Below are 14,290 nucleotides of genomic sequence, written 5' to 3'. Positions count from 1 at the left end.
AAGTATGGTATCGCTGCTATGAAGCGGTGCTATACCGTAGACATACTCTTCTTCTTTTCTGCACCCCGAAGCATGGCGTGGATCAGTTCATTGGCCTCAAATTTGGTTAGGGCTTCATGGGCACCTACCTGGTGGGCTTGGGAGACACTGATTTCACTTGAAAGCGAAGTGTGCAGAATAATATAAGCCTCAGAGAGCTGGGTAGAGTTTTGTACCTCGAAAGCCAGTTCGTAGCCATCCAGGCCAGGCATCTCGATATCACTTACCAAGATATCAAATGGTGCGCCAGCACCAGATGCATGCTTGAGCATTTCAAGCGCATCATGACCATTGGTGGCAATAAAATAGGGGACAGAAATGCTGTCGAGCGCCTGAGAAAGTTGACGGCGTGCTACAGCCGAGTCGTCGACCAATAGGATTTTCAGCGGCCTAAGTACTTCGCGTTCGACATCAGTCAGAATTGGCTGGAGGCTATCTGGCTTGTCCGGGAAAACTTTCGACAGCAGCAGCTCTACGTCAAGCAATTGAATCAGCTTGTTATCGACTTGGGTAACACCGGTAACAAAAACATTCTTCCCCAGCGCAGAGGGCGGTGAATCGATATTATGCCAATTGCACTCGGTAATTCGGTCTATGCCACGTACTAGGAAGCCGACGAGCATGCGGCGGCAGTCAGTAATGATAATGTAGCTATTGGCCAGCTCTTCTCGAGACAGTGGCGGGTATCCAACCGCTTTTGCCATGTCAATCACAGGCAGGGTATCGCCTCGCAGGGTGGCGGCGCCCAAAACCGTTGGGTGTGAATACGGGATTGCGGTTAATGGGGTGTAGGGCACTATCTCTTTTACTTTGAGCGTCCCGATGGCAAAAGACTGCTGGTGGGTCAATTTAAATAACAGCATACCTTGAGATTGATTTGTTGCTGCTTTAATCATTGGTCAATCCCTTTATAGAAAATTTGAGACCAGCGAGCGTGCTTTGTCTCATATGTATGGAATGGGTATATCTTAGCGGTAAATGCCAAGGAAGGAACACAAGGTGTTAGATAAATAAGAGATAAATAACAGGACTTTGATCTACGGGCATATTAAGCAGCATACAAATGCGCCATTTGGGTTATTTTGTTTTTTATGTGGTTAAATTTTGAACGTCCATCGATGTTTTCCCGCCTCTTTGCATGACTATTTCAAATTGATTTGAAATGACATTAAAAATGTCATTTCAGTTTCGCGAATCTAAAAATACTCGCTAACACTTAATGGGACTTTTTTGAAGGCGTAAAAAATGTGCCTTCAATTTTATTTCAATAACCATTACGTGGAGAACAAAATGCAAAAGGGACTACACCTGAGTAAACTGGCATGCGCTATGGCTGCCATGCTAATGGCAGGCACTGCCTCAAGTGTTCACGCCGCTCCAACCCATGACAAGAATGTGATCGGGTATATTACTCAGTGGGAAGCATGGAAAGGGACGAACGCTGGGTTCAGTGTGAAGGGTGAAGCAACACACCTGAACGTCAATATGGATATTTATTCTATTTTGAACTTCTCCTTCTTTGGGGTTGCGAAGGATGGCTCACTGCACAGTGGTGACCTACGGAACAAAAATATTTACCAGCCTAACGCGGTTCAAGAGCCGGGTCCATTGCTCCACCCGGACGTATACTCGAGCTGGGACTTCCATATTTTGTGGGGTGAATTAGAGTATATCCATCAATTTCCGGGCAATGAGCCTTGGGAAGCCGACGCGCTGAGAAAAGTACAGGAGCAGGGTTTTGCGAAATCGGGTAACGGCTGGCTCCATACTCCGACAGGGGTGACAGGCCAATTCCCAATCCCATTGAAAAAAGCCGGTGGTGCACCCGGCCTGATTGACCTTGCTCATCAGAAGGGCGTGAAAGTGATGGCCTCGCTAGGGGGCTGGAGCATGTCCAAACATTTCCCAGAGATGGCAGCAGATCCGGTGAAAAAGGCCCGATTCTTGGAAGATGTCGATAAACTGATGGCGTTAGGCTTCGATGGTATCGATATTGACTGGGAATACCCAGGAACTGGAGGAATGAACTTCCAGGGTAACCCGGAAGATTATGGCAACTTCGAACAACTCATGGAAGATATCCGTGAACGCATTGGTCCCAATAAGCTATTGACCGCTGCGTTCTCGGCTTCGACAGCCAAGCTGGAAGGCTACAACTGGCCGCGCTTGGTGGCATCGATGGATTCCTTCAACATGATGACTTATGACCTCAATGGCGGGTGGTCAAATGTCGCAGGACATAATGCACCGTTATACCCTTACCCTGAAGAAGAGTATGCGGATCTGGATCTAGACCACCTTCGTGCCTGGATGGCTGCCAAGGGGATCCCTTCAAAGAAAATTAACTTCGGTGCCGCTTTCTACGGCCGTGGTGTTCAAACAACAGAAGCAACCGCTTATGTCGGCGCGCCAACTGACAAGCGTACCGTCAACTTCAGTGTGGATGGCCCAACAGAATCAGCGGTTGATTTAGATAACTGGAAAGAGTTCGAAGGCCAGCCTAACTACAACTACATTATGCAGGCTGCTGGCTGGGAGCATATGTGGGATGCCAATGCCGAGGTTCCCTATGCCGTGAAGGGGAAATACTTCCTCAGCTATGATGATGTACCGTCTATCGAGAAAAAAGCCCAGTACATTGTCGACAACCAGCTCGGCGGGGTGATTGTTTGGCAAGTGCATGGCGATATTAAGTGTGAAGGCACTTTTGTTAGTTACGGCGCCAAGCTGAAGCAGTGTACTAACCTCAGCTCACCGCTCGCTGAAGCGTTTGATCGCGTCTTCAGTGCTGGTGGTACTCTGAATACGGCGCCAGTGTTGAGCGTACCTGCTGCGCAGAATGTAGATGCAGGAGCCGTCGTTAGCTTCAACGTATCAGCAACAGATGCAGAAAGTGATCCTCTCAGCTTCACTGCGACTAAAGCGTCGGTGGTGGATAACGGCGACGGTACAGCGACAGTCACGTATCAAGCCCCGAATACTGCGATTGATCTTCAGGATACTGTAGTAGTAAAAGTCTCTGACGGGCGCAAGTCAGCGACCCAGTCAGTGGTGATCAACGTTAAAGGTAGCGGTGTGGTGGGTAATACCGCGCCAGTACTCACCGCACCTGTCAATGCTACAGTGCAGAGCGGCCAGAGTGTAGTGATCAGTGTTCAGGCTGAAGATGCGGACGGTGATGTGTTGTCATTCACGGCTTCAGAAGGAACGGTAGCGACAACGGCAACCGGTGCTGATATTACCTTTGTTGCCCCAGCGGTTACGGCAGATACCGTGGTTAATGTTACGGTTACAGTGACTGACGGCCTTGCGACTGAAACGGCGACTATTGCGGTGACGGTACAAGCTGACTCGACCGGCGGCCAGACAACTTGGGATAAAGACAAGGTCTACAACACGGGTGATACCGTTCTGTTCGATGGTGTGAAGTATACCGCTAAATGGTGGAACAAAGGTGAACAGCCTAGCACTAGTTCAGCATGGGAAGCCTTTGATGACGGCAGTGTCGGTGAGTGGAGCTCAAACAAAGTCTACAACGGTGGCGATGAAGTGATCTTCAATGGTCAGTCATACCGTGCCAAGTGGTGGACGAAAGGTGATCAGCCGGGCAATGCGAATGGCCCTTGGACACTTATTTAATTCCTAATGCTAAAGCTATAAATCGGGCCCGCTAACCGCGGACCTTTTTTATGTCCACAGGACAAGTCATCGTATCACCACTATAGTTAAAAAGGTGAAAGGGCGTTTGTTGAAAGGTAGACGGATATGGAATTACGTAACAAATCTGGCGATATTGCTAAACTGGCTGACAATTTGACATTAAAAGAAGTCGTAGATATGGGCTTCACATTGGACATTTGTGATGAAGCATATGATCCAAACGAACACTGGAAAGTCACAGGTGATACGGCGAAAGACAAAGCCGGCGAATACCCATCTAAATGAATAAATACAAATAGCGAAGAAAAGCCAGCTTGTCGCTGGCTTTTTTCATTTGTAGTGTGGAAATAGATCCACTTGGTTTATGCGATCTCTTCGGCAGGGATCAGCTCGCCTTCGGTCTCTTCGGCTGAGTCAGACACTTTGTCAATTAGCAGGGCAATAACACCGTCTCCGGTAACGTTACAGGCCGTACCAAAGCTATCCTGGGCAAGGTGAAGGACGATTTGCAGAGCAATCATTTCCTCGGTAAACCCAAGCATTGAGCCAAGCAGGCCGGCTGATGCCATCACTGCGCCGCCCGGTGCACCCGGTGCAGCAACCATAGTGATACCCAGCATAGCAAGAAATGGCAGGGCTTCCAGCAGGCTAGGGACAGGTCCGGCACCGGTCATGATAATGACGGCAACCGCCACGCTGGCAATACTGATCACTGAGCCCGACATATGAATATTGGCACAAAGCGGTACAACAAAGTTGGCGATGGAGTTGGATACCCCGTTGCGTTTAGTTTGTTGCAGGGTAACCGGTACTGTTGCAGCAGAGGACATGGTGCCAACAGCGGTGAAATAGGCTGGTAGCATGGTACGAAGTATTTTCAGCGGTGAGCGTTGCAGGGCGACACCAGTAGTAACGAACTGAAAACTTAGCCAGAACCAGTGCATGGCGACGACAGCAAGCAGTACTAAGCTGAAAGTTTGTAGAGTTGCGAATACGGTCCCCTTGACTGTCTTATCAGCAAACACGCCAGCTATGTAGTACGGCAACGCTGGAATCATAACTTTGTTGAGGAACAACTCGATGATATCACGGCCCTGGTCACTGATTTTCTTCAGGTTGTCTGCACCGGTATTTGAAATTCCCAAGCCGAAAATGAAGGCGACACTCAAGGCGGTCATGATGTTCATGAACGGTGGAATCTGAAGCTCTAAGAATGGGGTTAGAACGGTTTCGGCTTCAGGCAGTTGGCCGGCTCCACTGAGCAGTGCTGGGAAAAGACTCTTCGCCACCAAGAAGGCAAGGATACCTGCTCCTAACGTTGATAAATATGCTAATCCAACGGTTTTGCTCAGCAGCTTACCGGAGTTTTTCGGGAGGCTAGCAATACCACTGGTGACATAGAAGAGGATAAGGAGAGGGATGGTAAATTTAATTAACTGGCTAACTAAGTATTTAGCGGTAATTAGGGCTTGAACAATAACTTCAGGGGCAAACATGCCCATGAGAATACCAGCGAATATTCCACACAATAACTTAATAATTAAGTTCATCTTGTTGATCTTTTATTAGTATACAGAGTTCATATGATGGTTTGTAGGTTTGTTAAACTTATTGATTGAATAATTAGAATAATTTTTAAACTATCTCATTCTATATTTTTGTTAAAACAATAAATGAGTCAGTGTTATTAATGTTACAACTGGATGGTATGACTAATCTCTTAGCTTGTGAAATGCAGAAAAAAAAGGCTTGGTTATTAAATTGCATCAGGGTAAATTCATGTGTTGTGATCAAGTTAATAGACATATGTTAATGGCTGATTAATGCTTAGAGCTTTCTGCAGGTGACTTCTCATTATCTTGCTGATAGCCGTAATTTTGGTTGGGTTGTTAGGGGATGACGATTGCTATAGATAGATGTTTATTGAGAAAAATAAATGAAAAATATTGAGACAAAATGGCTGCAAGACTTCCTTACTCTTGCGGAGTTAAAAAACTTCTCCCATGCTGCGGCTGTCCGAAATGTTACCCAGCCTGCATTCAGTCGCAGGATAAAGTCACTGGAAGCTGAGTTAGGCTTGGTGCTAATCGAACGCAGTAAAACGCCGATTGAGTTGACCCTCTGCGGCAAGCAGTTCAAGACAACTGCGCTGTCCATTCTTCAGCAGATAGATGAAGAGGTTAATCGTCTTGCTGGCAGCTCTTTCGACGGCCGGCATACTGTGCGCTTGAGTGCGGCCCACTCTATCTCTATCAGTTTATTGCCCAAGCTGCACTCATGCCTGTTCGACCCCCAATTAAACACCCGTCTATCTGTTGTTGCGAATGAAGTCGATGACGCTGTTGAGCAGCTGATAGACGGTAAGTGTGACTTTTTGTTCTCGTTTTATGAAGACAGGTTACAAGTTGCGCCCTATCGATCAATCTATCTTGGCCGCAGTTATCTGTATTGTGTGTCAGCGGTCGATGAGGAAGGGAAAGAACTGTTCGACTTGGCAAATAATGATGATGTTCCCTGCTTAGACTATACGCCGGAAAGTTATATGGGAAGGGCTCTTCATCGCTCAAAAAGAAAGTTGACTAATAACACAGTGTGTTCTTCTTCGATGACAGACTTTATTAAGGCCTTAGTCTTACAAGGTAAAGGGATTAGTTGGTTGCCTGATTATGCAATAAAAGATGAGTTGGCCTCAGGACAGTTGAAAATACTTTCATCGAGAGAACCAGTGCCTTTAGATTTATATGTTTACCGTTATTATTCGAAATTACATTCCTCCTGTGAAGCGATGTGGAATGAACTAAGCAAGATCTGCCCGATAAAAGAACTAACGGGTGAAAGTCTGTTGGGTAATTAATCGATTTGGCGGATGTGACTGATTATTACCACTTAAATTTATCCTCTGTATCCAACATACACTTTGAAATGAGTTACTTGAAATGATTTAAAAAGGGGCTTTATTCAGCCCCTTTTTCAAAGGTTAGTTATATAGTTTAGCTTTGTATTCTGGGTGCATCAGGTTGTTCGCTGAAAAGATTTCGTTCAGTTGCTCTTCGCCAAGCAAGTTGCGCTCAAGAGCGACATCTTTCACGCTACGTCCCGTTTCGGCACAGATTTTACCGATGATATCGCCTTCGTGGTGGCCGATGAACGGGTTAAGGTAAGTTACGATACCGATTGAGTTAAATACGAAATGTTCACAGACTTCTTTGTTGACGGTAATACCGCTGATGCACTTGTCAGCAAGGTTGATACAGGCATTGCCAAGCAGTTCTATGGATTCAAATACAGCCTGCCCAATAACCGGTTCCATAACATTCAGCTGTAATTGTCCGGCTTCTGCAGCGAAGGTGACTGTTGTGTCGTTACCGATAACTTTGAAACAAACCTGGTTAACGACTTCAGGGATCACCGGGTTAACTTTAGCTGGCATAATTGATGAGCCGGCCTGCATTTCTGGCAGGTTGATTTCATTAAGGCCAGCGCGAGGGCCTGAAGACAGCAGGCGCAGGTCGTTACAGACTTTGGATAGTTTGACGGCAAGACGTTTCAAGGCTGCGTGCACTGTTACATAGGCACCACAGTCAGAGGTGGCTTCAATCAGGTCTTCTGATGGTACGCAGTCCAAGCCTGTAGTTTCAGCAAGGTATTTAACAGCCAGTTCTTGGTAGCCTTCGGGGGCGTTCAAGCCGGTACCGATAGCTGTTGCACCGAGGTTAACTTCGAGCAGTAGGTTAGCAGCGTACTTCAGGTTTTTGACTTCTTCTTTTAGCAAGGTGCTGAAGGCATGGAATTCCTGGCCAACGGTCATTGGTACAGCATCTTGCAATTGGGTACGACCCATTTTAAGGATGTCATGAAACTCTTCGCTCTTGGCATCGAAAGCGGTACGCAGATATTCGATAGAGCTGATCATCTTGATAATGCTGTTGTACACCGCTACACGGAAACCGGTCGGGTAGGCACAGTTGGTTGACTGGCTTTTGTTCACATGATCATTAGGGTTAATAATGTGGTATTCGCCTTTGTCGTCACCTTTCAGCTCTAATGCAACGTTGGCGATTACTTCATTGGCGTTCATATTGACTGAAGTGCCGGCACCACCTTGGTAAACATCAGAGATAAACTGATCCATACATTTACCCGTGTCCAAAATAAGATCACAAGCTTGGATAATGTACTGGCCAACATCGCTAGGGATAGTGCCTAGTTCCATATTGGCTTTAGCCGCCGCTTTTTTCGTAAACACCATGCCGCGAACAAACTCAGGCACATCAGAAATCTTTGTCGTAGAGATATTAAAGTTCTCATACGCACGAAGCGTGTGGATACCATAATAGGCGTCAGCCGGGATTTCACGCTTGCCAAGTAGATCTTCTTCAATACGAGTGTTAATAACAGTGTCGCTCATGGTGGGTACCTTTTATTGATGATAAGACACCAACACCTTGTTCTTTTTGCGCCCGAAAGTGAAATGCCTAAAATTTAGCAATAATGCATTTATTGCATAGTGGATTATCAATGATGGTTGATTGGGGTACTGAAAGAAAATGAGCCCTTTTTTATTGAGCGATTAGGATACTAGATGGTTGTTTTGTAAACGATTGGTGTTGTTGTTTGTGATGAATGTCACGCACTGAAAATCAAGGCTTTTCTTCTTTGTGAGTTGTGACAATATATCAATTGTTCGATGCATTTCAATGTTGGATTTCAGTCCAACTTTCATAAAGCGGGCATCGTATAATGGCTATTACCTCAGCCTTCCAAGCTGATGATGCGGGTTCGATTCCCGCTGCCCGCTCCAAGTTTTCTTTTTTGTTACACCTAACCAACCAAAAGATATAGCGCATAAAGGCGAGATCACAACCAGTGATTCGGCATCTGAGGTACAGCTGTGCCATGCTTCTTTAGTGGCCACTAAAGAGGAAAAGGGGATGAGTCAGCAAGTCTTTACTTATATTCTGACGGCAAGTTGCACAGGCCGTTCTGGCACCGTTGACGTAGTTACGCGCTTTTTGCGGGAGTTTGGCTGCTATATTACCGAGCTCAATTCTTTTGATGATGCACTGGCTCATCGTTTTTTTATCCGTGCGGTTTTTCGGATGGAAGATAACACCGAATTAGACCAGGCCACGTTCTGCTCTGCCTTTGCATCACGAGCCGAACAGTTTGAGATGGACTGGGATCTAACGCCATCGCAGTACCAACCCAAAGTAGTGATCATGGTGTCGAAATATGATCATTGCCTTAATGATTTGTTGTACCGCTACCGCACTGGCAATTTAGCTATTGATATTAAAGCCGTCATATCCAACCATCCCGATCTACAACCGCTTGCCCAGTGGCATGATATTCCTTATTACCATTTCCCGATTACAGCTGAAACTAAACAATAGCAGGAAGCACAGGTTCAAGCTGTGTTACAGCAAACAGGCTGTGAGCTGTTAGTGCTTGCCCGCTATATGCAGGTGCTTTCCCATGAAATGTGTGTCCGCTGGGCCGGGAAAGCTATCAATATTCACCATTCATTGCTGCCTGGCTTCAAAGGCGCTAAGCCTTATCATCAGGCATACCAAAAAGGGGTTAAATTGGTGGGGGCGACAGCACATTATGTCAGTGATGATCTTGATGAAGGCCCGATTATTACTCAGGGAATGGAGACGGTTGATCATACCTATTATCCCGCTGATCTCACGAGAAAAGGGATGGATGTTGAGTCCTTAACCTTGGCAAGGGCGATCCAGTACCATATCGAAAAACGGGTATTTCTGTTCAATGATAAGTCTGTGGTTTTTGAGCGTTCATAAAGGAGACTGAACTATATTCAAATACGATGAAATCGGGAAATACAGCTAGTCGCTGTAAGTGCCGGTGTAACCACTCAATGGCTTGCTTGGGTAATCGTATGAAAGCTTCAGATCTACTGGTAAAGGCACTAGAAAATGAAGGCGTTGAATATATCTTCGCCGTTCCCGGCGAAGAAAACCTCGATGTACTTAACTCCTTGAAAGGATCTTCAATAAAGTTGGTGCTAACTCGCCATGAGCAGGGGGCGGGTTTTATGGCTGCGACCTACGGGCGACTCACGGGAAAGGCGGGTGTCTGTATGGCAACGCTAGGTCCTGGCGCAACAAATTTCTCTACCCCGGCAGCCTATGCCCACCTGGGGGCTTTCCCTTTAATTATGCTCACGGGCCAAAAGCCGATCAAAGCCTCTAAGCAGGGGCAATTCCAAATTATCGATGTGGTCAAACTGTATGAGCCCATTTGTAAGCTGAGCAAGCAGATTGTTCATGGTAATACGATTCCTTCTCTGGTTCGGGAAGCTTTTCGGCGAGCCGAAGAAGAGCGCCCCGGTGCTATTTTGCTTGAGTTGCCAGAAGACATTGCGGCGGAAGAGACCGACGCTCAAGTCGTGAAGCAAAGCACCCGGCAATATGCTGTCGCAGATGACTATGTACTTGATGAAGCGATAGCAAAAATTAAAGCAGCAAGTCATCCGCTGATTTTAATTGGTGCAGGCGCTAACAGGAAAACAGCTTGCAAGGCGGTTGAAAAGTTCGTTGAGCAGTCGGGTATCTATTTTTTTGATACCCAGATGGGCAAAGGTGTCGCCGACGAGCGTTCAGAATTGTTTTTGGGCACAGCCGCTCTTTCTGAGAATGACTACTTGCATTGTGCGGTCTCAAGGGCCGATCTGATCATCAATATTGGTCATGATGTTGTAGAGAAGCCGCCTTTCTTCATGACGGACAATGACAAGTTCGTTATTCACCTAAATTACAAATCCGCGCAAGTTGATGAAGTGTACTTTCCGCAGCTTGAGCTGGTGGGTGATATCAGCCGAACGGTACGCAGGTTGAGTGAAAAGCTCAACGGGTGGAAAAGTGATGATGTGGATTATTTCAGAAGGATCAAGCAAGAAATTGATCAGCATATTGTCACTGGCGCGCTGGATAATGCTTTCCCCATCGTTCCGCAAAGGCTAGTTGCAGGAACCCGAAAGGTGATGGGGGAGGATGGCATTATCGCGTTAGATAACGGTATCTATAAGATCTGGTTTGCCCGTAATTATAAGGCATATCATCCCAACTCGGTGCTTTTGGATAATGCTTTGGCGACCATGGGGGCAGGCTTGCCCTCAGCGATGATGGCGGCACAGCTTAATCCTGGGAAGAGGGTCTTGGCGATATGCGGTGACGGGGGATTCATGATGAACTCCCAAGAGCTGGAGACCGCGCGACGAGTAGGGCTCAACTTGGTAGTTATGGTGTTGAATGATGGCTCTTATGGAATGATTCGTTGGAAGCAACAGATAGCGGGCATGGCCGACTGGGGGTTAGAGTTTGATAACCCTGATTTTGTCAAATATGCCAATGCCTACAATGTGACAGGGCACCGGGTTACCAGTGTAGACGAGTTTGAAAGGGTGCTCAATCAAGCCTTTGATGCAGGTGGCGTACATCTCGTCGATGTGCCTGTTGACTACACTGCCAATAAAACAGTGTTCATTGATGAACTAGCCTCGAAGGTTTGCCTATTATGACCATTGTTAAAGTAGAGAACCCCTATAACCAAGAAGTCATTGCTGAGTTGGCGTTGTCGACATGGGAAGAGCTTGATGCCATGTTACAGCAAGCAGTAGATACCTTTGCGGATAAATCTCAGCGGCTCGCCGCACATGAACGGATAGGGGTCCTAAACCGATGTGCTGGCCTGATGTTAGAGCAAAGGGATGAATTGGCAATGCTGATTGCCTCTGAGGGCGGCAAGCCTTTAAAAGATGCATTTATCGAAGTTGACCGAGCCATTGATGGGGTGCAGCTAGCTGCGAAAGAACTGTTGAACCTAAAAGGGGAGCAGATCCCGATGGATCTCACGGCTGCTGGCGCTGGACGGTTGGCATTTTCTTATCGGGAGCCTGTTGGGCCGGTAGTGGCGGTATCTGCATTTAATCATCCTCTTAATCTGATTGTTCACCAAGTGGCACCTGCTATAGCGGTCAATGCCCCTATATTGATTAAACCCGCCAACGATACGCCGCTGAGTGCCAAAAAGTTTGTCGATCTGCTTTATGAGGCAGGCCTTGATGAAAAATGGTGCCGATTTTTCTTGGCGAAAAGGGAAGATACAGAGCGGGCCGTCACAGATCCAAGAACAGCCTTTTTCTCTTTTATTGGCTCCCCTGGAGTCGGGTGGTATTTACGCAGTCAATTAGCGCCCGGTACGCGTTGTGCCTTGGAGCATGGCGGGGCAGCGCCTGTGATTGTTGATCGTAATGTTGACATAGATGCGATACTGCCTTCGATTGTGAAGGGTGGCTTTTACCATTCCGGGCAAGTCTGTGTGTCGGTTCAGCGTATTTATGTTGATAACCAGATCCTTGATGACTTCACCCAAAAGCTGGTGGAGCAAGTGCAACAACTGGTGGTCGGTGATGCCCGGGAGATAGATACTGACTGCGGTCCGTTAATTCGTCCTAGAGAGTGCCAGCGGGTTACTGAGTGGGTCGAGCAAGCTAAAGAGAGCGGCGCGCAAATACTGACTGGTGGTAAAGCGATGACTGCTACCCTTTATGAGCCTACCGTTATCCTAAACCCAGCTAATGACTTGAATGTGTCTTGCAAAGAGATATTCGGACCTGTGGTTTGCGTGTATGGCTATGATCGAATTGCACAAGCCTACCAGCGTGCCAATAATGTCCCCTTTTCGTTTCAGGCTGCAGTCTATACCGAGAGCTTAGACGTGGCATTGCGGGCTCAACATCAGCTTGATGCGTCTGCCGTGATGATCAATGACCACTCCGCATTTAGGGTTGACTGGATGCCTTTTGCTGGCCGAAAACAATCAGGTTATGGCATCGGTGGCATCCCTTACACCATGCATGATTTTACTGAGGAGAAGATGGTCGTGATTAAAATGCCCAGTTAATGACCTGCTTTGTGAGAGTTTTTTATCCAGGCGTAATCAACGCGGTTATCGCTTATTCAACGGCTGTGCCCGGAACAACGATAAAACCATTACCGCTTTAAAGCGTGTGAACGTCAGTAATACCCAGCCCACACCTTGGTGTGGGCGTTTAATTCTATGGAGTTTTTAATCTATTACGATCTAATAAGTCGGTTACCGTGTTTAGAAACTGGTGGGATTTGAAATGGAAGATGGCAGTGCCGGAACCTAAATGCAGCTCCCAGCAGAGACTACACGCCTGACATTGCTTTAATTGCTGAGACGATTCTGCTGCTGAATTTTCAAATCTTGGAAGTGAGAAAGTGGTCATAGCTACGCTGGTCTATGATATTGGAATTCCTGTCTGTTTATGAGTGCTCTCATGCGTATTAAATAGCATAACTATCTATGATTCATTCCCGATGGTTATCGTGACTCTTTGCTCTTGTTCTGTTTTAAATATTGCCAATCCAAAAGGGAGTATTGATTTATTAATGACGAATAATAAATATTTCAACACGTTGAATGCCTGATTAAGTCGTGGCGATTTAATTTAATTATTGAGTGTTGTTTAAATCATTCATTTCGACACAATTCACTTCAACACAATCCACTTGATAGTAGCAAATTAGCTTATATTTTTGGATTTGTTTTATAAAATTGCATTTGGCTAGGTAAAGGTAAATATAATGTTTAATCCAGAAGGTAATAACTTATATATTTCTAAATTGTCTCTCTCATGGCTATGCCGTGCTGCTATGGTAAGCATTGTCCTGTCCCCCTCAATAGTGAGTGCGAAAACAGACTACTTTGTTGGGGGCGGTGTTGGATACCAAGATGATAAAATTGATGGAGCAGCGGCCTCCAATGGCGAGGACGCATTGGTGCTACTGAACGCGGGTGTAACCATAGACTCGCAGCATAGGGTCATGGCGACGTATAGTTATAAAGATAAATTCTCACAAAGTTTGTTCTACGCATCATATGACTACTTATATAATGTCACTGACAAGGTCTCCCTCAACGGTGGTTTTTTATTAGGGGTCGGCTATAACGACATCGCTGATGAAACGTCTGCTGACTTTATCAGGGGGTTACAAGTAGGGACATCGTATCACTTCAACCGAGACTGGAGCGCCGACTTAACATACCGGTATATAGATCAAGATTATGAAGAAGACGACGTAGAAATAGATAATACACAACAAGTGGTTATAATTGCCAATTACCATTTTTAATTAATGCCAAAGTAATAAGTTGGCAGGGATAACAGGGAAGCGGCATGACTAACACAAGCAATCATCATGTGACTCATGATAAAGACAACCGAACATATTTCGTTGACCTTGTCGATGGCTATCAAGCCAAAGTGAGTTACCAGATCTCAGGTAACGTGCTGACGCTTGATCATTCATCGGTACCTGATGCACTGCGTGGCCAAGGCTATGCCAGTATTATGATGGAAGCTGTTTTGAAGATCATTGATCAAGAAGGTTTCACAGTTATCCCTGAGTGTAGCTATGTGGCTCACTATATGAAAAAACATAGCGATAAGTGGGCACATTTAATGGCAAAAGCTGAATAGCCACTATGTTTTTTTACCCGCCGTGCAAATATGGCAAAGCCCTGCTCGTGAGCAGGGCTT

At 46.2% G+C, this 14,290-nt stretch carries 11 protein-coding genes, 1 tRNA gene and 1 pseudogene; 10 read left to right on the top strand and 3 right to left on the bottom strand.

What is annotated here, in order from left to right; genetic code table 11:
• Window positions 1-29: 29 nt before the first annotated feature.
• Window positions 30-935 (bottom strand): chemotaxis protein, encoded by a 906-nt coding sequence (locus ACXAGQ_RS20245; protein ID WP_475256295.1) that lies wholly within the window; start codon window positions 933-935, stop codon window positions 30-32.
• Window positions 936-1,329: 394 nt separating this feature from the next.
• Here ACXAGQ_RS20245 and ACXAGQ_RS20240 point away from each other — a divergent pair, with 394 nt between their 5' ends.
• Window positions 1,330-3,678, top strand: a complete 2,349-nt coding sequence (locus ACXAGQ_RS20240) for a glycosyl hydrolase family 18 protein (protein WP_475256293.1) — start codon at window positions 1,330-1,332, stop codon at window positions 3,676-3,678.
• Window positions 3,679-3,804: 126 nt separating this feature from the next.
• Window positions 3,805-3,984, top strand: coding sequence for a hypothetical protein (locus ACXAGQ_RS20235; RefSeq protein ID WP_317520506.1), 180 nt, complete (start codon window positions 3,805-3,807; stop codon window positions 3,982-3,984).
• 77 nt (window positions 3,985-4,061) lie between these two features.
• Here the strand turns inward: ACXAGQ_RS20235 and ACXAGQ_RS20230 are convergent, their stop codons facing one another.
• The gene (locus ACXAGQ_RS20230) at window positions 4,062-5,249 is read right to left on the bottom strand and encodes a dicarboxylate/amino acid:cation symporter (RefSeq protein WP_475256291.1); all 1,188 of its coding nucleotides are present in this window, start codon (window positions 5,247-5,249) and stop codon (window positions 4,062-4,064) included.
• A 386-nt stretch (window positions 5,250-5,635) separates the two neighbouring features.
• Here ACXAGQ_RS20230 and ACXAGQ_RS20225 point away from each other — a divergent pair, with 386 nt between their 5' ends.
• Complete coding sequence (locus ACXAGQ_RS20225; RefSeq protein WP_475256289.1) at window positions 5,636-6,553, top strand: LysR substrate-binding domain-containing protein; 918 nt, start codon at window positions 5,636-5,638, stop codon at window positions 6,551-6,553.
• Between the two features lie 123 nt (window positions 6,554-6,676).
• On the opposite strand, the gene aspA is transcribed toward ACXAGQ_RS20225, so the two are convergent.
• A complete protein-coding gene (gene aspA / locus ACXAGQ_RS20220) occupies window positions 6,677-8,107 on the bottom strand; it encodes an aspartate ammonia-lyase (RefSeq protein ID WP_475256287.1) in 1,431 nt (476 codons plus the stop codon).
• A 318-nt stretch (window positions 8,108-8,425) separates the two neighbouring features.
• Here aspA and ACXAGQ_RS20215 point away from each other — a divergent pair.
• The 7 genes and pseudogenes from ACXAGQ_RS20215 (at window position 8,426) to ACXAGQ_RS20185 (ending at window position 14,230) form a co-directional block, all read left to right on the top strand.
• Window positions 8,426-8,500, top strand: a tRNA-Gly gene (locus tag ACXAGQ_RS20215).
• Between the two features lie 130 nt (window positions 8,501-8,630).
• On the top strand, window positions 8,631-9,092 hold the full coding sequence (locus tag ACXAGQ_RS20210) for a hypothetical protein (RefSeq protein ID WP_475256285.1): 462 nt from the start codon (window positions 8,631-8,633) through the stop codon (window positions 9,090-9,092).
• Window positions 9,093-9,107: 15 nt separating this feature from the next.
• Window positions 9,108-9,503 (top strand): annotated as a pseudogene (locus tag ACXAGQ_RS20205) (formyltransferase family protein); the annotation flags it as partial.
• 98 nt (window positions 9,504-9,601) lie between these two features.
• Window positions 9,602-11,242, top strand: a complete 1,641-nt coding sequence (locus ACXAGQ_RS20200; RefSeq protein WP_475256283.1) for an acetolactate synthase large subunit — start codon at window positions 9,602-9,604, stop codon at window positions 11,240-11,242.
• On the top strand, window positions 11,239-12,627 hold the full coding sequence (locus ACXAGQ_RS20195; protein ID WP_475256281.1) for an aldehyde dehydrogenase family protein: 1,389 nt from the start codon (window positions 11,239-11,241) through the stop codon (window positions 12,625-12,627). The genes ACXAGQ_RS20200 and ACXAGQ_RS20195 overlap by 4 nt, the downstream gene beginning before the upstream one ends.
• A gap of 707 nt (window positions 12,628-13,334) precedes the next feature.
• The gene (locus tag ACXAGQ_RS20190; protein WP_475256279.1) at window positions 13,335-13,883 is read left to right on the top strand and encodes an outer membrane beta-barrel protein; all 549 of its coding nucleotides are present in this window, start codon (window positions 13,335-13,337) and stop codon (window positions 13,881-13,883) included.
• Window positions 13,884-13,927: 44 nt separating this feature from the next.
• Window positions 13,928-14,230 carry a GNAT family N-acetyltransferase gene (locus ACXAGQ_RS20185; RefSeq protein ID WP_475256277.1) on the top strand — a complete coding sequence of 101 codons (303 nt, stop codon included), beginning with the start codon at window positions 13,928-13,930 and terminating at the stop codon, window positions 14,228-14,230.
• Window positions 14,231-14,290: the final 60 nt, after the last annotated feature.

It is taken from the genome of Photobacterium sp. ABD4_091, assembly GCF_056160145.1.
This window is presented reverse-complemented; position numbering and strand designations above follow the sequence as displayed.